The sequence below is a fragment of the Bradyrhizobium sp. USDA 3315 genome, from assembly GCF_054056795.1.
Genome location: NZ_JBSRYP010000001.1, coordinates 7841785 through 7860306, shown reverse-complemented (window position 1 = coordinate 7860306; position 18522 = coordinate 7841785). Strand labels below are relative to the sequence as shown.

Below are 18522 nucleotides of genomic sequence, written 5' to 3'. Positions count from 1 at the left end.
CGCATCCGAAGCCTCGGCACGAAGGCGGCGTGTGATCGGTCACCGGTCATGACGGCAAAAAGAAAAGCGGCGCGACGATCGAAAGCAGTCGACGCTCGGACAACACAATCGAACAGGGCAGGATTCAAATGAAGCGAAGAGATTTCATCAAGGTCACGGGTCTGGGCGTCGCCGGCGCCGCCACGGTCGCAGCTCCCGCGATCGCGCAGTCGATGCCGGAGCTCAAGTGGCGCTTGACGACGAGCTGGCCGAAGTCGCTCGACACGCTGCACGGCGGCGCCGAGCTGATGGCGAAGGCGGTCGGTGAAGCCACCGACAACAAATTCCAGATCCAGACCTTTGCCGCGGGCGAGATCGTGCCGGGCCTGCAGGTGCTCGACGCCGTGCAGAACGGCACCGTCGAGATGGGGCACACCGCGCCTTATTATTATTTCGGCAAGGACCCGACCTTCACCTTCGGCTCGGCGGTGCCGTTCGGGCCCAACATGCGCCTCAACCAGGCCTGGTTCATGCTGGGCGGCGGCAAGGACCTGCTCAACGAGTTCTACAAGAGCTACAACGTCACCTCGCTGCTCGCCGGCAACACCGGCTGCCAGATGGGTGGCTGGTTCCGCAAGGAGATCAACAGCGTCGACGATCTCAAGGGCCTCAAATTCCGCATCGGCGGCTTTGCCGGCAAGGTGATGCAGAAGCTCGGCGCGGTGCCGCAGCAACTCGCCGGCGGCGACATCTATCCGGCGCTGGAGAAGGGCACGATCGATGCGGCCGAGTGGGTCGGTCCCTACGACGACGAGAAGCTCGGCTTCTACAAGGTCGCGCCGAACTATTACTTCCCCGGCTGGTGGGAGGGCGGCCCCATGCTGGTGGCGATGATCAATCTCGACAAGTGGAACGCGCTGCCGAAGCATTATCAGTTCGTGCTTGAGCAGGCCGGCCATCTCGCCAACAACTGGATGATGGCGCGCTACGACCAGGCCAATCCGATCGCGCTGAAGAAGCTGCTCGCGGTCGGCACCAAGCTGCGCCCGTTCCCGCCTGCGGTGATGGAAGCTTCCTTCAAGGCCGCCAAGGAGCTGCATGCCGAGGTTTCCGCGACCAATGCCAACTTCAAGAAGGTCTATGACTCGCTGACCTCGTTCTCCAACAACGGCTATCAATGGTTCCAGGTCGCCGAGGTCGGCTACGACAATTTCATGGCGCGCCACTCGCAGGCGTGACCGCTGCGAGTTGGACAGGAAATCAGCCTCGGAGCGAAAGCGCCGGGGCTTTTCCATGCCGCGATCGCGGCCGCGGCGCGACTTGCGAAGACGCATGACCGCCGGTCGCTGGCCGTGGCGGCAGCTGCCAGTTCTCGATCTCCGGGCGCGAACGCGCAATCCGTTATGTTATCATGGCTAGCTGACGTCAGCCTTACACGGGCGCAATCAAAGGCGCCTGGCGTAGATTTTGATTGCAGCGGCGAGGCGGTATCTGTTTTCAGGGCAGTAACACGAGCTGGAGCAACATGCGCTTGTGTCGCCATCGAGACGTCACCTTCGCATGCGTCTTGTTTTGACGACAGCAAGCAGAAGATCGATTGAATGAAGTCAGGATTGCTGCGATGCGCCTTCTGATCGTCGAGGACAATGTCGAGCTCTCGCGGCTGCTGGCCAGCGGGCTGATGGCGGCGGGATATGAGTCCGATGTCGTCAACAGCGTTGCCGAGGCGCGCGATGCGCTGCGCAGCGTCAGTTATGCCGCCATGATCCTCGATCTCGGTCTGCCCGACGGCGATGGCTTGTCGGTGCTGTCGGAGCTTCGCCGCAAGACCGATCCGCTGCCGGTGCTGGTGCTGACCGCGCGGGGCGGCCTGCAGGATCGGGTCAGCGGCCTGCGCAGCGGCGCGGACGACTATCTGGCGAAGCCGTTCGCGCTGGAGGAGCTGGTGGCGCGGCTCGAAGCCATCCTGCGCCGGCCCGGCCAGCTGCTCGGCTCCTCGCTGAAGCTCGCCAATCTGGTCTACGACACCGAGAGCAAGCAGGTGTTCGTCGACGGCGCTCCACACGTGTTCTCGGCGCGCGAGACGTCGGTGCTGGAGATCCTGTTGCGACGGCAGGGGCGGGTGGTGCCGAAGAAGAATGTCGAGGACCACATCTTCGGCCTCGCCGGCGAGGTCGCCTCGAACGCGGTCGAGGTTTACGTGTCGCGGCTGCGCAAGCTGCTCACGGAGCACCGCGCCAGGGTCATCATCCATACCATTCGGGGCGTCGGTTATCTGATGGCGGAGGAGAAGTAGGCGTGTTCCGCTTCAAGTCGCTGACGTCGCGGATCGTGTTCCTGCACATCGTGGCGGTCGCGGTCGCGGCGATCTTCCTGCCGCTGCTGCTGCTGTGGCTGTTGAATTCGGAGATCAATCAGCTGCATCGCGAAGCGATGCGCGACCAGGCCGCCGATCTCGGCCAGAACCTCTCGGTCGATGCCGCGGGCAAGGTGCAGCTCAACCTGCCGGACAGCCTGAGGGGGCTCTATTCCGACGCCTATGGCCGCTATCGCTACGACATCTACGATGCCGACTGTCATCTGCTGTTTTCGTCGCATCGCGAGGCGCCGCGACTTCCGGCGTCCGCCAACCGGATTTCCGGTGCCAGTGTCACCAAGCTGCTCGGCGGCCAGACGCTGCGCATCCTGGTCGCCGAGGACCTGTCGCATCGCGACGTCATCATCGACGACATCGTCTCCAATTTCTTCCGGCGGGTTGGCTGGATCACCATCCCGATCCTTCTGATCCTGCTTGCCACCGATATCCTGATCTTCCGCCGCGCGGTGATTCCACTGTTGCGGGCCTCGGAGGAGGCGAGGAGCATCGGACCGGCAAGGACCGATATCCGCCTTCCGACGGAGGGGATTCCGAGCGAGATCCTGCCGCTGGTGACCGCCGTCAACCAGGCGTTCGATCGCCTTGAGGAAGGCTTTCACGTGCAGCGCCAGTTCACGGCCGATGCCGCGCATCAGCTGCGCACGCCGCTTGCGATCCTCAGGACCCGGATCGAGACGCTCGATGCGGCCAAGGGGACCAGGGAGTTGCATGCCGACATCGAGAGCATGAGCCGCATCGTCAGCCAGCTGCTGGAGATCGCCGAGCTCGACACGCTGGTGCTGGATCCCGGCGAGACCGCGGATTTGCGCGCGGTGTGCGCCGAGGTGGTCGGCTCGATCGCGCCCTATGCGCTGGCGCAGCAGAAGGACATCGCGTTGCGCGGCACTGACAGTCCGGTGCAGGTCAGGGGCAATGCGGAGATGCTGCAGCGGGCGATCTTCAATCTGGCGGAGAACGCCATCAAGTACACCGCCGAGAGGACCTCGGTCGATGTCGAGGTGCACGACAACGGTTCGGTGCAGGTGCGCGACTGCGGGCCGGGGATTGCGCCCGCCGAGCAGGGGCTGATCTTCCAGCGCTTCTGGCGCAGCGATCGCCAGCGCACCGACGGCGCGGGGCTCGGGCTCTCGATCGTGCGCGGCGTCGTCGACGATCACGATGCGACGGTGAGGGTGGAGAACCTGCCGTCCGGCGGCGCCCAGTTCACGCTGCGCTTCCGCCTCGCCAAGGCGGAGCCGGCGGCGTCCTGAGCCGGCCCGCGAACGTGCCGCGGCCTTGCCGGTCTACTTCACCTTGCCGTCGGACAGGTCCATGATCATGCGTGTGGTCAGCACCAGGCGCGGCACGATGCTGTTGATCTGCACGTATTCGGCATCGTTGGAGTGCGCGCCGAAGCCCGACAGGCCCATGCCTTCCACCACGGCGCCCTTGGTCTTGAGGGCGGCAAATGCGGCGTCGGTGCCGCCGCCGGTGGCCCGCTCGGCGACGTTCAGCGACATGCCGAGCTCCTGATAAATCGTCTTGCCGTGGCCGGCCACGCGGCGCGAGGCGTCGCTCGCTTCGAGCGGCGGGCGGCGCACCTCGAACTTCACGTCCACCCTGGAGTCCGGCAGCAGGCGATTCTTGATCTTGTCCTGCAGGGCTTTCTCGAGCTCGTCGAAATCCGCCACCTTGAGCGCGCGCGCGTCGGCCTGGGCGGTGGCTTCGGCTGGGATCACGTTGCGGTTGGTGCCGGACTTGGACACCGTCCAGTTCAGCTTCAGGCCCTGCTCCGGCTTGGACAGGTCCTTCATCTGCAGCACCTGGTGTGACAGCTCATAGAGCGCATTCACGCCGCCTTCGGGCCTGGCGCCCGCATGCGACGACTTGCCGTGCACCGTGAGATAGGCCGAGCCGATGCCGCTGGTGGCGAGGCGCAGCGTGCCGTCGGTGCCGCCGCCCTCGAACGAGAACACGGCATCCTGTTCCGCGGCGAGACGGGTGATGGTGCTGCGCCAGCCGGGCGAAGAGATCTCCTCGTCGCCATTGATCAGCACGGTGAGCGTGCCGTAATTTTTGAAGTTCAGCTTCTGCAGCAACGCCACGGCGTGGATGATGGTGGCGACGCCCTGCTTGTCGTCGGCAATGCCGAGCCCGTAGGCCTTGTCGCCATCGATGCGGAAGGGTTGGTCCTTCAGCATGCCCTTGAGATACACCGTGTCCATGTGCGCGATCAGCATGATCTTCGCGCTGCCGGTACCCTTGAAGACGGCCTGCACGGCGGGACCGATCTTCTCGGGCGTGTCGTCGAGGCGGTAAATATCGGTGGTCTGCAGGATTTCGACCGTGCCGCCGAGCTGCTTGAGCTGGCCGGCGACGCGCTCGGCGAGCTGGTTCAGGCCCTCGATGTCCTTGCTGCCGGATTCGATCTGCACGAGGTCGCGCAGGGTGTCGAGCAGCGGCTGCTGTTCCTGTTGCGCCAGCGCGCGAAGGTCGGCTGCATGCGCTGCGGGCGCGGCGAGCGCCAAACCAAACGACAGCATCAGCGGGCGAATGAACGAGCGGGCGGGACGCATTTGGGGCATGGCGGCGATCTGTGAGTTGGAGGACGATCCGTATCCCCGTCTTCACAGGCTCTGGGCACGCCGAATGCGCTGATGCCGGCTACTGCTTCGGTTGTCCGAAGTCGAGCGGCGGCAGGTCGATCTGCGGCACCTCGATCTTGACCTTGTTGAGGTCGACATCGAGCGGCTTGTCGAGCAGTCCGGTGACGACGACCGGGAACGCGATCACCAGCGCCACCATGATCGCCTGCAGGCCGATCCACGGCATTGCGCCCCAGTAGATGTCCGAGCTCTTCACTTCCTTGGGCGCCACGCCGCGCAGATAGAACAGCGCGAAGCCGAACGGCGGATGCAGGAACGAGGTCTGCATGTTGACGCAGAGCATCACGCCGAACCAGATCAGCGCGGCGTCGGGGCCGACCACCGGCGCCAGCACCTTCTGCGCGATCGGCGCGACCATCGGCAGGATGATGAAGGCGATCTCGAAGAAGTCGAGGAAGAACGCCAGGAAGAAGATGAACAGGTTGATGAAGATCAGGAAGCCCCAGACGCCGCCGGGCAGCGAGGTCAGATGGTGCTCCAGCCAGGTGCCGCCGGATACGCCGAGGAACACGACCGAGAAGCAGGTCGAGCCGATCAGGATGAAGGTGACCATGCAAGTGATCCGCATGGTGGTCTCGTAGCCCTGCTTGATCAGGTCGCGCAGGTCCGGGATCTTGACGGCCTCGAGGCAGATCCAGACCACCGCGGCGTAGGTGATCGCGAAGGCGAGCTTGAAGATCAGGTTCTCGCTGTAGAGCATCGCGATGATGGTGCCGATGCCGCCGGCGATCACGCCTGTTATCAGCACCTTGTTGCCGGTGGCGCTGAAATCCTTGTGGTGGATGGCGGCGAGCACGATGGCGCCGACCGCGCCCATGGCGCCGGCCTCCGTCGGGGTCGCAAGGCCCATCATCATGGTGCCGAGCACGACGAAGATCAGTACCGCCGAGGGGATGATGCCGAGCAGGCACTTCTTCCACAGCGCCCACCCGGTCAGCGTGCGCGCCTCGATCGGCACCGCGGGGACATGGCTTGGCTTGAAGATGCCGAGCAGGAAGGTGTAGCCGGCGAACAGCAGGATCTGGAACACCGATGGGCCCCAGGCGCCGAGATACATGTCGCCGACCGACTTGCCGAGCTGGTCGGCGAGCACGATCAGGACGAGAGAGGGAGGGACAAGTTGCGTGATGGTGCCGGAGGCGGCGAGCACGCCCGTGATGTAGCGGATGTTGTAGCCGTAGCGGATCATCACCGGCATCGAGATCAGCGCCATCGCGATCACCTGCGCCGCCACCGTGCCGGTGATGGCGCCGAGGATGAAGCCGACGATGATCACGGAATAGCCGAGGCCGCCGCGGATCGGGCCGAACAGCTGGCCCATCGAATCCAGCATGTCCTCGGCGAGCCCGCATCTCTCCAATATCGCGCCCATGAAGGTGAAGAACGGGATCGCCAGCAGCAGCTCGTTGGACAGCACGCTGCCGAAGATGCGGCCCGGGATCGCCTGCAGGAAGTTGAGGTCGAAGAAGCCGAGATAGATCGAGAGGAACCCGAACGACAGGCCGACCGCGGCGAGCGTGAACGCCACCGGATAACCGATCAGCATCGCTACGATCAGGCCGCCGAACATCAGTGGCGGCATCATCTCCAGCGTGATCATTGAGTCGGCCTCTCATACTTCGCGTCGATGGTCACGTAGCCCTGCAGCGCGGCGATCCGCTTGATCACCTCTGAGACGCCTTGCAGCGCAAGCATCACGAAGCCGGACGGGATAACGAACTTGATTGGCCAGCGCAGCAGGCCGCCGGCGTTGCCGCTCATCTCGCCGACCGCATAGGCCTGGTAGAAGAACGGCCACGACAGATATGCGAGCAGGAGGCAGGCCGGGATCAGGAAGAACAGCGTTCCGATCAGGTCGAGCCAGAGCTGGCCGCGTTCGGACAGCATCAGATACATGATCTCGACGCGGACATGCTCGTTGCGCTTGAAGGTGTAGGAGGCGCCGAACATCACGAGGATCGCGAACATGTACCACTGCGCCTCGAGCCAGCCGTTCGACGAGTAGCTGAACGCGTAGCGGATCATGGCGTTGCCGGCGCTGACCAGGCACGAGATCAGCACCAGCAGGTTGCAGATGTAGCCGATCTTCTCGTTGAGTTGGTCGATGGCCTGACTTAATGCCAACAATGGGCGCATCACGATCTCCACGGTCGCGCCATCCGCGCGCCGAATATCTCTTCAAGCATCATCTGGCCGCCGCGCGCATGCGCACGGAGCCACGGCCCACTTTCAGGAGCAGTTGCAAACGTTCGTCCTCCCCCGAAATCCGCTTCAGCCGTTCTTGGCTGCCGGGGATCGTCGGCAGGAGCCGACGGAGGGCAGCGGCCTATGCTGGCCAGACTAGCGTGAAAGCTGATTCACCAAATCAGCGCCGTGGAACGCCGTCAATCGGAAAATGGACAAATTGACGCCGCGGCAAACTGTTGTCCCGCCTTGGTAATCGGGGGACAGGCCGCGCGTCGGGAGGGAGCTTGAAGACTAGCCGCCGGTCACGCTCATGTGGCGGCTGACGCTCGGACGGTTGTGGCGGCGGTCGATGATGAAATCGTGCCCCTTCGGCTTCAGTCCGATGGCCCGGTCGATGGCCGCCGCCAGCAAATCGTTGTCGGCGGAGGCACGCAGCGGCCGGCGCAGGTCGGAGGCGTCCTCGTGGCCGAGGCAGGTGTGCAGCGTGCCGGTGCAGGTGATCCGCACCCGGTTGCAGGATTCGCAGAAATTATGGGTCATCGGCGTGATGAAGCCGAGCTTGCCGCCGGTCTCGGCGACCCGGACGTAGCGGGCGGGGCCGCCGGTGTCGTCGGACAGATCGGTCAGCGTGTAGTGTTTCTCGAGCCGCGCGCGCATCAAGGACAGCGGCACGTACTGATCGATCCGGCCTTCGCCGATGTCGCCCATCGGCATCACCTCGATCAAGGTGAGGCCCATGCCCTTGCCGTGCGCCCATTCCATCAGCGCCGGTATCTCGTCCTCGTTCAGGTTCTTCAGCGCGACCGCGTTGATCTTGACCGCGAGTCCCGCCGACCGCGCCGCCTCGATGCCCGACAGCACCTTGTCGATGTCGCCCCAGCGGGTGATGGCCCGGAATTTTACGGGGTCGAGGGTGTCGAGCGAGACGTTGACGCGGCGCACACCGCAATCGGCCAGCTCCTGGGCGAAGCGCGCCAGCTGCGAACCGTTGGTGGTCAGCGTCAATTCGTCGAGTGCGCCCGTGGTCAGATGCCGCGACAGCGAGCGCACCAAGCCCATCACGTTGCGGCGGACCAGCGGCTCGCCGCCGGTGAGGCGGATCTTGCGCACGCCCTTGGCGACGAACGCCGAGCAGAGCCGGTCGAGCTCTTCCAGTGTTAGCAGATCGGCCTTCGGCAGGAAGGTCATGTCTTCCGACATGCAGTAGAAGCAGCGCAGGTCGCAGCGGTCGGTGACGGAGACGCGCAAATAACGGATGGTCCGGCCGAACGGATCGGTCATCGGACGAAACAGCGTGTCGGAATGCGCTTGCGTGGATCCGTTCATTCAGTTCCGGCCTTGCAATCTGTTTCCTGCCTGCCGCGCCGTGATCGGCTCCGGCATCCGCAATCTATGCATGTTGGCGCGTTGTCACAATGCGTCCCAAGGGATGATCGTATGGATGATCCGCAACATGCAAAGCGATAGGCGAGGCATATCGCGCGATGCATGATCGCAATCGCGGATGTGTCTCGGCCAAATACAAAAACCCGGCTTTGGGCCGGGCTCTTGTGCAGTGCAAACGCGGTTCGGCCGCCCGCGCTAGCGCGACGGCGCGGCGGCCGGCGCCGGCGCAGCCGCGCTCGGGGCGGGGAACGCGGAGTCCGGAGCGGCGGCGGCAGGCGCCGCAGCGGCAGCCGGTTTCGGCTTCTTCTTCCGTATCGGCTTCTTCGCCGCGCGCGGCGGCGGTCCGGCCGGCTGCAGCTCGGCGAACACCGGACTCGGATCCAGCGTCGTGGTGGCCGGCGTGGTGAAGTCGCCGGGAACGCGGGTCACGGTGACCGGAACCGTCGCCGGCTGGAACTTCGGCATGTTGAAGGTGACGGAGAAGTTGGTCTCCGGCGCCGGGATCGACACGGTGCAGGGCGTCTTGCAGCCCGGTCCGAGCGAGGTCACCGCGTCGGCGCCCGGCGGGTTCGAATCCAGCTGCACCGGCATCGGCGGTGGCGCCGACTTGAACGAATCCAACGAGAAGGAGGAGCAGCCGGCCAGGCTCAGCCCGGCGGCCGCAATTACGATGATACGACGCATGATCCACACTCTACTGCGGCAATCAGCCACAATCCCCGGAGCGGACCATAGGTGCGTCGGAACAGAGGCGCAACAGCGGGGGCCCTGTTCGTTAGCGGATGGTTAATGGCAGAATCGCATGGCTGAATATTGCCTAGCGATATCAGTGCGTTGCGGAAAGTTTATGCCGCGCTCAGGCTGGCGACGGCGTCCGGCAGATCGCGCATATGGCTGATCAGCCGGTCCGGCTTCAGCTCGGTCATCGGAACGTCCGTATAGCCAAAATCGACGCCGATCACCGGGACCTGGGCGCGCCTTGCGACCCCGACATCGGGGCCGGCATCGCCGACCATGATGGCGCCGGGCAGCCGGCCGCCGGCGCGGGCCACCGTCTCGCGCAGGAACGTCGGATCGGGTTTTGCAATACCGAACGTATCGGCGCCGCAGATCGCGGCGAAGCGCTTGGTCAGGCCGAGCCGGTCGAGCAGCAGCTTCGACAGCCATTCCAGCTTGTTGGTGCACACCGCAAAGCGATGGCCCTTTGCCTCGAGCCGGTCTAGCGCGGCCTCGAGCCCGTCGAACGGGCGCGAGCCGTCGGCGATATGCTCGGCATAATAGTCGACGAAATCCGCGGTTAAGCGGTCAAGGTCACCGACGCTGACCGCGCGTCCTTCCACCTCGAGCCCGCGTTCCAGCAGCTTGCGGGCGCCGGCGCCGATCATGCTGCGCGCGGCCGCCAGCGGCACCGGCCGCAGGCCCTCGCGGTCGAGCACATGGTTCAGCGCGCCGATCAGATCGGGCGCGGTGTCGACCAGCGTGCCGTCGAGATCGAATACGACGATGGGGGGAGAGGCGGCGGACATGATGCTTTTGGCTATCGGGCCAGGCGCTGCGATGCAAGAGTAGATGTGGGCACGTCATGAGATAGGGGAGGCTGAGATGCGGGAACTTGCCGGAAAAGCCGCTTTTGTCACCGGCGCGGCCAGCGGAATCGGACTTGCGATGGCAACCGCCTTTGCTCGCGAGGGCATGAAGGTGATGCTCGCCGACATTGAAACCGGTCCGCTGGACAAGGCCGTCGATGCGCTGCGCGCAGGCGGTGCGGATGTTCACGGCGTGGTCTGCGACGTTGCCGATCCCCTAAGCGTCGATCGCGCGGCGGAGGCGTCGTTCCGCGCCTTCGGCAAGGTTCATGTCCTCTGCAACAATGCCGGCGTCGCGGCCGGCGGCGGCATTGACCCGATCTCGGTCGACGACTGGCGCTGGGTGATCGACGTCAATCTGATGGGCGTCGTGCACGGCATCAGGAGCTTCCTGCCGCACATTCGCGGGCACGGCGAGGGTGGCCATATCGTCAATACGGCTTCGATGGCCGGGATGAATGCCGGGCTTGGCTTGAGCCCGTATTCGGCGACCAAGTTCGCCGTCGTCAGCCTGTCCGAAGGGCTCGCCATGCAGCTCAGGCCGCTCGGGATCGGCGTCAGCGTGCTCTGTCCGAGCTTTGTGCGGACCCGGATCGGCGAGAGCGGGCGCAACCGCGGCGAGCAGTACGGCCCGACCCGTCCGCTCGATCCGGCAAGCCCGATGGCCGCTGTCGTCGCCGAGATCGCGCGACGCCTGGAGACCGGTCTCGATCCGGCGTCGGTTGCAGGACATGTGCTGGCCGCGATCCGCGACGACCAGTTCTACATTTTCACCCAACCCGGGATGCGGGCCGAGGTCGAACAGCGTTTTTCGGCGATTTTGGCCGCGATGGACGCCGTTTCGGCCTAAAGACTGGCCCGCTTGCCGCTATTCCTGCCTGCAAAACGACGCTAGATATGCGCCCGCCGGGCCACCCGATGGCGGCCCGTAACGGACAACCGAGGGGCTATCGGCACGTGGACATGGACGCACTGAAACGCCAGGCGGCGGCGCGCGCGCTCGAAGAGGTGCGCGACGGCATGAAGCTCGGGCTCGGCACCGGATCGACCGCGAAGCATTTCGTCGAGCTGCTCGGCGAGAAGGTCCGGTCGGGCATGAAGGTGATCGGCGTGCCGACCTCGGAAGCGACCCGCGCGGATGCGATCCGCTGCGGCATTCCGCTGACCACGCTGGACGAGATCGACCATCTCGACCTCACCATCGACGGCGCCGACGAGATCGACCCGGCGCTCAACCTGATCAAGGGCGGCGGCGGGGCGCTGCTGCGCGAGAAGATCGTCGCGGCCGCCAGTGATCGCATGATCGTGATCGCCGACGACAGCAAATGGGTCGACGTGCTCGGCCGCTTTCCGTTGCCGGTCGAGGTGATCCCGTTCGGGCTCGCCGCGACCCAGGCCGCGATGGCGCGGGCATTCGCCGAGGCCGGCGTGTCAGGCGAAATCCTGATCCGGAAAGGCAAGGACGGTCACGTTTTTGTCACCGATGGCGGCCACTGGATCGTCGATGCCCATCTCGGCCGGATCGGCGATCCGCCGCGTCTTGCCGGTTTGCTCAGCGTGATTCCGGGCGTGGTCGAACACGGCCTGTTCATCGGGCTTGGCAGCGTCGCCGTGCTGGCCGGCGCGCAGGGAATTCGGGTTGTTGAACGGCCATGAGGCCGCAAGCAAGGAGACTTGGAATGAATCGTTTTTCGGGACTTTTGTCGGCTGCGGCCCTGGCGGCTGGACTGGCGCTCGCACCGGCGATGGCGCAGCAGCCGCAGCTGCCTCCCATGCCCCAGGTCAAGCAGTCGACCCCCGCGGCGATTGGGTACGCCAAGGAAATCCTTCAGATGAAGAACGTGCAGGTGATGTATGCCGGCGCCGTTCCTGGAATCATCGAGAAGACCAAGACCGGTCTGCTCCAGCAATACCTCAACTACCAGAAGGACCTCAACGAGGTCGCGCTCGTCATCGCCAAGAACCTGGGTGGCAGTGAGAAGGAAATCGGCGAAGGCATGGCGCAGCTCTACGCCGCCGAGTTCACCGAGCAGGAGCTGAAGGATCTCGTGATCTTCTACAAGACGCCGCTCGGTCAGAAGCTTCTGACCTCCGAGCCCAAGGCAATCAACGATTCGCTGCAATATATGCAGCAGTGGGCGCAGCAGTTTGGCGTGATCGTCAACGCCCAGTTCAAGGCCGAGATGAAGAAGCGCGGCAAGGATATCTAAGCGACGCCTCAGCATGACGGGCGTCAAGTTGAGTGCGCCGCACTATCTACGTCATTGCGAGCGAAGCGAAGCAATCCATTGTCCCACAAGCGGAGAGATGGATTGCTTCGTCGCTATCGCTCCTCGCAATGACGGCGGTGAAAGACTAGATGCCCTCAAGATGAGGGAAAGCAGTTGATCAAGCCGAATTCCGGCGATTAGAGCTGAGATTTACCATGGCCGAGTTTGACGTCGACCTGTTTGTCATCGGTGGTGGTTCGGGCGGCGTTCGTGCCGCCCGCATCGCCGCGGGTTACGGTGCGAAGGTCATGGTCGCCGAAGAGTACCGGATGGGCGGCACCTGCGTGATCCGCGGCTGCGTGCCGAAGAAGCTGTTCGTGATCGGCAGCCACGTCCACGACGAGATCGAGGACGCGGCCGGCTTCGGCTGGAGCATCGGGCAGGTCTCGTTCGACTGGGCCACTCTCGTCGCCAACAAGGACAAGGAGATCGCCCGGCTCGAGGGCGCCTACACCACCAACGTCGAGAAGTCGGGCGCACGGATCGCGAAGACCCGTGCGGTGCTTGAGGATGCCCACACCATCAGACTCGCCACCGGCGAGAAGGTGACGGCGAAGTACATCCTGATCGCGACCGGCGGCGCGCCCAATCACGGGCCGATCGTGCCCGGCATCGAGCACGTGATCTCCTCCAACGAGGCTTTTCACCTCAAGGAGCTGCCGAAGCGGATCGTGATCCAGGGCGGCGGCTACATCGCGCTGGAATTCGCCGGCATCTTCGCCGGCTTCGGCTCCGACGTCACGGTGATCTATCGCGGCGACAACATCCTGCGCGGCTTCGACGAGGACGTGCGCAAGCATGTCCGCGCCGAGATGGAGAAGCGCGGCATCACCATCATCACCGGCTGCACGGTGGCGAAGGTCGACAAGCACGGCCGTGACTTCACCACGCATCTGTCGAGCGGCTCGAGCATCGCCACCGACCAGGTGATGTTCGCGATCGGCCGGCATCCCAATGTCGCCAATCTCGGGCTGGAGACCGCCGGCGTCGCCATCAATCCGGCCAATGGCGGCATCCAGGTCGACGGCTGGTCGAAGACCTCGGTCGACAACATCTACGCGGTTGGCGACGTCACCCACCGCACCAATCTGACCCCGGTGGCGATCCGCGAGGGCCATGCCTTCGCCGACACGGTGTTCGGCAAGCGCCCGGTCGAGGTCGACCACGCCACGATCCCGACCGCCGTGTTCTCGCAGCCGGAGGTCGGCACCGTCGGACTCACGGAAGAGGAGGCGCGGGCGCAGTTCAGCCACGTCGACATCTACAAGACCGATTTCCGCCCGATCAAGGCGACGATGTCTGGCCGCGACACCCGCGTGCTGATGAAGCTCGTGGTCGACGGCGCGAGCGACCGCGTGCTCGGCTGCCACATCGTCGGCGATGGCGCCGCCGAAATCACCCAGGCCGTCGCGATCGCCGTCAAGATGAAGGCGACCAAGGCCGATTTCGACGCCACCATCGCGCTGCATCCGACCGCTTCCGAAGAATTGGTGACGATGCGCACCCCGACCGCGCGTCACGTGCGCCAGGCGGCGGAGTAGCGGTAGCCCGCGGGCCGGCGCTGCCGTCCTGGTGCTCTCCTGGCGATGGGGAACGGGAATGAGCCCTGCCTGACAGCCCAACGCCGCCCGCTTAAAATGCATGCGGACGGCGCTGTCTCTAGCCCCAGGAAGGTTGGCAAAATCCTGATGAGTATTTGTCTGCGGAAGCGGGCAAAGGTTGCATACCTCAGAAGGGGTAGCGCGCCTCCGCAAGACCGGCGCCGACGGCCGCGCTTCGTGCCCGGGAATTAGGGCACCCTTGTTGACGTGCACATCCGCCCGGGACTTTTCCTCAGGGCCGCTTCGTGCCCTCAAATCGAACGCGGTTTCCGGCGAATGGTCTGCGCAACGGCGCTTGTGCACAGGCGATGCGCCATCGGCGCGCGGCCGTCTCGCGCACCCTGGAACCTTGCGCTATGCTGTCCGTTCCACTCTCAAACAGTTTGATGTCTCAAATTGAGGGAGCCGCGCATGAGAGGCCCAACCGAGCAGGAGATCCGGACCCGCGCCTACGAATTGTGGAAGGACGCCGGCGAGCCGCCGGGCAAGATGGATCAGCTCTGGTATCAGGCCGAAAAGGAACTGCTGGCGCGGCGGGCCACCAACGGCGAAGCGCCTTGCGACATCAATAGGCACAATGGGCCGAGTGCGTATCCGGAGAGGCTAAGGGGCGTGCATTGAGTGCGTCGCACGGCTGAGCTAACGAGTCCGGCAGGCTGGCCCGGACCCGGAGGCATCATGAGCGGCGCGATCGATCTTTCGCAGAAACTGTCGACATTCAGCGATCACTGGTCGCCGCGCACCGTGGCGCAATTCAATACCTGCGACGTGATGGTGGTGAAGGTGCAGGGCGAGTTCGTCTGGCACAAGCACGACGACACCGACGACTTCTTCCTCGTCCTGAAAGGCATCCTCGACATCGAGCTGCGCGACAGCACCGTGACGCTAACGCCCGGCCAGATGTACATCGTGCCGAAGGGCGTCGAGCATCGGCCTGTCGCAAGGGGAGAGGTGCATCTGCTGCTGATCGAACCGACCGGGACGCCGAACACGGGTGACGCTGCGACGGCTGCGCCGCGGAAGGTGGTGTGAGACTGGTAGGACGGGTGGAGCGAAGCGATACCCATCATCTTGACCGCGAATCCGAGTTGAAGAGCAAAGCTCGGGCGATTCATGTCGCGAGAATGCGAATGTATGACTCACCGGCAGCGCAATACATGCGGTGTCGTCCCTGCGAAAGCAGGGACCCATAGCCGCCGACGTCAGTTGGCTTGCAGCGCTGGAGCCACAACCTGTTTCAACAACGCAGCCCTGTGGTTATGGGTCCCTTGCTTTCGCAGGGACGACGTGTGGAAAGAGCAGCGACCTCTCATTGTGTCATCGCCCGCGCATGCGGACGATCCAGTACGCCGCGGCTTCTCGGTTCAAGATGAGCTACGCATCAGCGGTGCATCGCATCGCGCGAGAACCATCCTCATCGTCGTCCTGGCGCAGGCCAGGACCCATTACCCCAAATCTCAATTGTTGCGCGGCGCTGGAACGACGAGTCCCGACGACAACAAAGGCCGCGGCGTATGGGTCCCTGCTTTCGAAAGCAGGGACGACGCCGGAGAGTGCTGTGCTTACCCCTCCACCTCAATCCACTCCGCGGCGCCGCGCCACAGCGCATCGCGGTGGTCGCTGCGGAAGAAGCCGAGATGGCCGATCGCTTTTGCGCCGGCGTCGGCGGGACGGATCGAGATGATCTCCGGCGTGATCGACGTGAAGGCGGAGCACAGCAATTCGACCGCCGGCCGCGTTGCCCAGGTGTCGTCGGTCATGACAAGCGCGCGGAGCTTGCCCTTGAACTTCGGAAAATTCTCGCGCGCTGTCAGCGTGGCATCATCGAGCAGATAGCGCTCCCGCATCACCCAGCTCCGCCATTGCTCGAACGCGCCAATCGGCAGGTCCATGCCGACGCCGGCCCAGGCGGGGAGGTAGCCGAGCGTGCGCGCCAGCGGCAGGCCGACGCCGTTCATGAAGGCGATGACGCGGTAGCGTTCGGGCGAGGCCATCAGCTTCCAATAGGCAGCCTGCGATGCGATCAGGAGCGCGCGCGGGATCTCGGCATTGTTGGCAAGCAGCCCGAGCGCCTGGCCGCCGAAGGAGTGGCCGACATAGGCGAAGGGGAGGTTGCGGTATCGCTCGCGCATCCAGCTCACCGCCGCGGTGGCATCGAGCGAGGCCCAGTCGGCCATGGTGGCCTTGAAGCCGGCCAGCGATTTCGGCTTGTTGAGGCCGGTCGCCGCCATCGGCCGGCTATCGCCGGTGCCGCGGTAGTCGTAGGTCAGTACCGCGGCGCCGCGGCGGGCGAGGTAGCCGGCGAAACCACGATAGACCTTGCGGGGCACGGCGGTCGCCGAATTGATTAGCACGGCCTGGCGCCGCGTGCCGCGCGGGCAGGAACAACGTCGCGGCGAGCGGATAGCCGTCCGCGGCCGGCACGACGATGTCGTCGCTAAAAACGTCGTCCAGCGCGGCGGAGGCCACGGCGATTTCCCCGGCATTCATGCTATGCTCTACCAAATGCGAATTCGGATTTCCCTGCAAGGGCTTGACCAGATTGCAGGAATCCTTCTAGCGGGAAAGCGGGGGCCTGTGTATAAGCCGGGCTTTCCTCATGCCGTGATTAAGTCGCGGTTTTTGCTCAGGAGTTGACCTCATGTCCGAGCGGTGGACACCCGATAGCTGGCGCGCCAAGAAGGTGCTGCAGGTGCCGGATTATCCCGATGCCAAGGCATTGGCCGATGTCGAGGCCCAGCTGGCGACTTTTCCGCCGCTGGTGTTCGCGGGCGAGGCGCGCAGCCTGAAGAAGGCGCTGGGGCGGGTCGCCGCCGGCGAGGCCTTCCTGCTGCAGGGCGGCGACTGCGCCGAGAGCTTTGCCGAGCACGGCGCCAACAACATCCGCGACTTCTTCCGCGTCCTGTTGCAGATGGCGGTCGTGCTGACCTATGCCGGCGCGCTGCCGGTGGTGAAGGTCGGCCGGATCGCCGGCCAGTTCGCCAAGCCGCGCTCGTCGCCGACCGAGAAGCAGGGCGACGTCGAGCTGCCGAGCTATCGCGGCGACATCGTCAACGACATCGCCTTCACCCCGGAAGCGCGCATTCCCGATCCGCAGCGCCAGCTGATGGCTTATCGGCAATCCGCCGCGACGCTGAACCTGCTGCGCGCGTTCGCCACCGGTGGTTTCGCCAATCTCGGCAGCGTGCACCAGTGGATGCTCGGCTTCCTGAAGGATTCGCCGCAATCACGCCGCTACAAGGAGCTGGCCGACCGCATCTCGGATGCGCTGAACTTCATGCGCGCCTGCGGCCTCGATCTCGAGAGCCATCCCGAGCTGCGCGCCACCGATTTCTACACCAGCCACGAGGCGCTGCTGCTCGGCTACGAGCAGGCGATGACGCGGGTCGATTCCACCACCGGCGACTGGTACGCGACCTCCGGCCACATGATCTGGATCGGCGACCGAACCCGTCAGCTCGATCACGGCCATGTCGAATATTTCCGCGGCATCAAGAACCCGATCGGCCTGAAATGCGGCCCGTCGCTGAAGCCGGACGAACTGTTGAAGCTGATCGACATCCTCAATCCCGACGATGAGCCGGGGCGCCTCACCCTGATCAACCGGTTCGGCGCCGACAAGGTCGGCGACCATCTGCCAGGCCTGATCCGCGCCGTGCAGCGGGAAGGGCGCAAGGTGGTGTGGTCGTGCGATCCGATGCACGGCAACACCATCACCTCGACCTCGGGCTACAAGACGCGGCCGTTCGATCGCGTGCTGTCGGAGGTGAGGTCGTTCTTCCAGATCCACGCTGCTGAAGGCACCCATGCCGGCGGCGTGCACCTGGAGATGACCGGACAGGACGTCACCGAATGCATCGGCGGCGCGCGCGCCATCACCGATGAGGACCTCAACGACCGCTACCACACGGTCTGCGATCCCCGTCTTAATGCCGAACAGTCGATCGACATGGCCTTCCTGATCGCCGAACTCCTGAAGCAGGAGCGCGCCGGCAAGGTCAAGCCGATGCCGGCCGCTGCGGGGTTGTGATTGGGGCTGTGGCTTGGGCAGGCAGTGACTTGGACTTGGGGGCCGTGACTTGTTGAGGTTCTGGCGAGCCACCATCAACTCGCGCAACGGGCTGGCATTCGCCATTCGCTCGGAGCAGGCGATTCGCGAGGAGGTGGTGGCGCTGGCGCTGTCGCTGCCGCTGGCCTGGCTGGTCGGCGCCACCGTGATGCGCCGGGTCGAATTGGTCGCGACCGTGGTGCTGGTGCTCGTCATCGAGCTGCTCAACACCGCGATCGAGAAGCTAGCCGATCGCCTGACCATGGATCACGATCCGCAGATCGGGCGGGTCAAGGACATGGGCTCGGCCGCGGTCGGCGTCGCGCTCGTCATGGCCGGGCTGTTCTGGCTGTTCGCCCTCGCTGAACGCATGGGCGCGTTCTGATTCCCGAGCATGATCCGGAAACGTGGGACCGGTTTTCCGATCAGATCATGCTCAAAAG

17 protein-coding genes and 1 pseudogene are annotated in these 18522 nt (G+C 64.7%); 11 read left to right on the top strand and 7 right to left on the bottom strand.

Features of this window, described 5'->3' with window-relative positions; all coding sequences use genetic code 11:
• The first annotated feature begins 128 nt into the window (after positions 1 to 128).
• The 3 genes from ACVIYL_RS36965 to ACVIYL_RS36955 all read left to right on the top strand — a co-directional run bounded on the left by ACVIYL_RS36965 (position 129) and on the right by ACVIYL_RS36955 (position 3606).
• A complete protein-coding gene (locus ACVIYL_RS36965) occupies positions 129 to 1217 on the top strand; it encodes a TRAP transporter substrate-binding protein (protein WP_028334238.1) in 1089 nt (362 codons plus the stop codon).
• Positions 1218 to 1600: 383 nt separating this feature from the next.
• A complete protein-coding gene (locus ACVIYL_RS36960; protein WP_057017251.1) occupies positions 1601 to 2275 on the top strand; it encodes a response regulator transcription factor in 675 nt (224 codons plus the stop codon).
• Between the two features lie 2 nt (positions 2276 to 2277).
• Positions 2278 to 3606, top strand: coding sequence for a sensor histidine kinase (locus ACVIYL_RS36955; RefSeq protein WP_456780881.1), 1329 nt, complete (start codon positions 2278 to 2280; stop codon positions 3604 to 3606).
• Between the two features lie 33 nt (positions 3607 to 3639).
• Here ACVIYL_RS36955 and ACVIYL_RS36950 read toward each other — a convergent pair whose 3' ends face one another.
• The 6 genes from ACVIYL_RS36950 to ACVIYL_RS36925 form a co-directional block, all read right to left on the bottom strand.
• Positions 3640 to 4920, bottom strand: a complete 1281-nt coding sequence (locus ACVIYL_RS36950) for a M20/M25/M40 family metallo-hydrolase (protein WP_456780880.1) — start codon at positions 4918 to 4920, stop codon at positions 3640 to 3642.
• A 79-nt stretch (positions 4921 to 4999) separates the two neighbouring features.
• Complete coding sequence (locus ACVIYL_RS36945; protein WP_253609181.1) at positions 5000 to 6601, bottom strand: TRAP transporter large permease; 1602 nt, start codon at positions 6599 to 6601, stop codon at positions 5000 to 5002.
• Positions 6598 to 7137, bottom strand: coding sequence for a TRAP transporter small permease subunit (locus ACVIYL_RS36940; RefSeq protein WP_028334243.1), 540 nt, complete (start codon positions 7135 to 7137; stop codon positions 6598 to 6600). Before ACVIYL_RS36940 ends, ACVIYL_RS36945 begins: the two co-directional genes overlap by 4 nt.
• Positions 7138 to 7479: 342 nt before the next feature.
• Positions 7480 to 8514, bottom strand: a complete 1035-nt coding sequence (gene moaA, locus ACVIYL_RS36935) for a GTP 3',8-cyclase MoaA (protein WP_456780879.1) — start codon at positions 8512 to 8514, stop codon at positions 7480 to 7482.
• Positions 8515 to 8769: 255 nt separating this feature from the next.
• Positions 8770 to 9258 carry a PEGA domain-containing protein gene (locus ACVIYL_RS36930; protein ID WP_253609180.1) on the bottom strand — a complete coding sequence of 163 codons (489 nt, stop codon included), beginning with the start codon at positions 9256 to 9258 and terminating at the stop codon, positions 8770 to 8772.
• A 161-nt stretch (positions 9259 to 9419) separates the two neighbouring features.
• Entirely contained in the window at positions 9420 to 10100 is a 681-nt protein-coding gene (locus ACVIYL_RS36925; RefSeq protein WP_076826449.1) for an HAD hydrolase-like protein, read from the bottom strand.
• 76 nt (positions 10101 to 10176) lie between these two features.
• Here ACVIYL_RS36925 and ACVIYL_RS36920 point away from each other — a divergent pair, with 76 nt between their 5' ends.
• From ACVIYL_RS36920 to ACVIYL_RS36895, 6 genes are all read left to right on the top strand, one after another.
• Positions 10177 to 11010 carry an SDR family NAD(P)-dependent oxidoreductase gene (locus ACVIYL_RS36920; protein ID WP_456780878.1) on the top strand — a complete coding sequence of 278 codons (834 nt, stop codon included), beginning with the start codon at positions 10177 to 10179 and terminating at the stop codon, positions 11008 to 11010.
• Positions 11011 to 11123: 113 nt separating this feature from the next.
• A complete protein-coding gene (rpiA, locus tag ACVIYL_RS36915) occupies positions 11124 to 11816 on the top strand; it encodes a ribose-5-phosphate isomerase RpiA (RefSeq protein WP_456780877.1) in 693 nt (230 codons plus the stop codon).
• Between the two features lie 23 nt (positions 11817 to 11839).
• Positions 11840 to 12370, top strand: a complete 531-nt coding sequence (locus tag ACVIYL_RS36910) for a DUF2059 domain-containing protein (protein WP_057017260.1) — start codon at positions 11840 to 11842, stop codon at positions 12368 to 12370.
• Between the two features lie 215 nt (positions 12371 to 12585).
• Complete coding sequence (gene gor / locus ACVIYL_RS36905) at positions 12586 to 13971, top strand: glutathione-disulfide reductase (protein WP_456780876.1); 1386 nt, start codon at positions 12586 to 12588, stop codon at positions 13969 to 13971.
• Between the two features lie 471 nt (positions 13972 to 14442).
• Positions 14443 to 14652, top strand: coding sequence for a DUF2934 domain-containing protein (locus tag ACVIYL_RS36900; protein WP_092084379.1), 210 nt, complete (start codon positions 14443 to 14445; stop codon positions 14650 to 14652).
• 57 nt (positions 14653 to 14709) lie between these two features.
• Positions 14710 to 15063, top strand: a complete 354-nt coding sequence (locus tag ACVIYL_RS36895) for a cupin domain-containing protein (protein ID WP_456780875.1) — start codon at positions 14710 to 14712, stop codon at positions 15061 to 15063.
• A 530-nt stretch (positions 15064 to 15593) separates the two neighbouring features.
• Here the strand turns inward: ACVIYL_RS36895 and ACVIYL_RS36890 are convergent.
• Positions 15594 to 16521 (bottom strand): annotated as a pseudogene (locus ACVIYL_RS36890) (alpha/beta hydrolase family protein).
• Between the two features lie 151 nt (positions 16522 to 16672).
• Between ACVIYL_RS36890 and ACVIYL_RS36885 the strand changes: the two are divergent.
• Positions 16673 to 18061: a class II 3-deoxy-7-phosphoheptulonate synthase gene (locus tag ACVIYL_RS36885; protein WP_028334252.1), complete on the top strand. Its 1389-nt coding sequence runs from the start codon at positions 16673 to 16675 to the stop codon at positions 18059 to 18061.
• Between the two features lie 49 nt (positions 18062 to 18110).
• Complete coding sequence (locus tag ACVIYL_RS36880) at positions 18111 to 18464, top strand: diacylglycerol kinase (protein ID WP_028334253.1); 354 nt, start codon at positions 18111 to 18113, stop codon at positions 18462 to 18464.
• Positions 18465 to 18522: the final 58 nt, after the last annotated feature.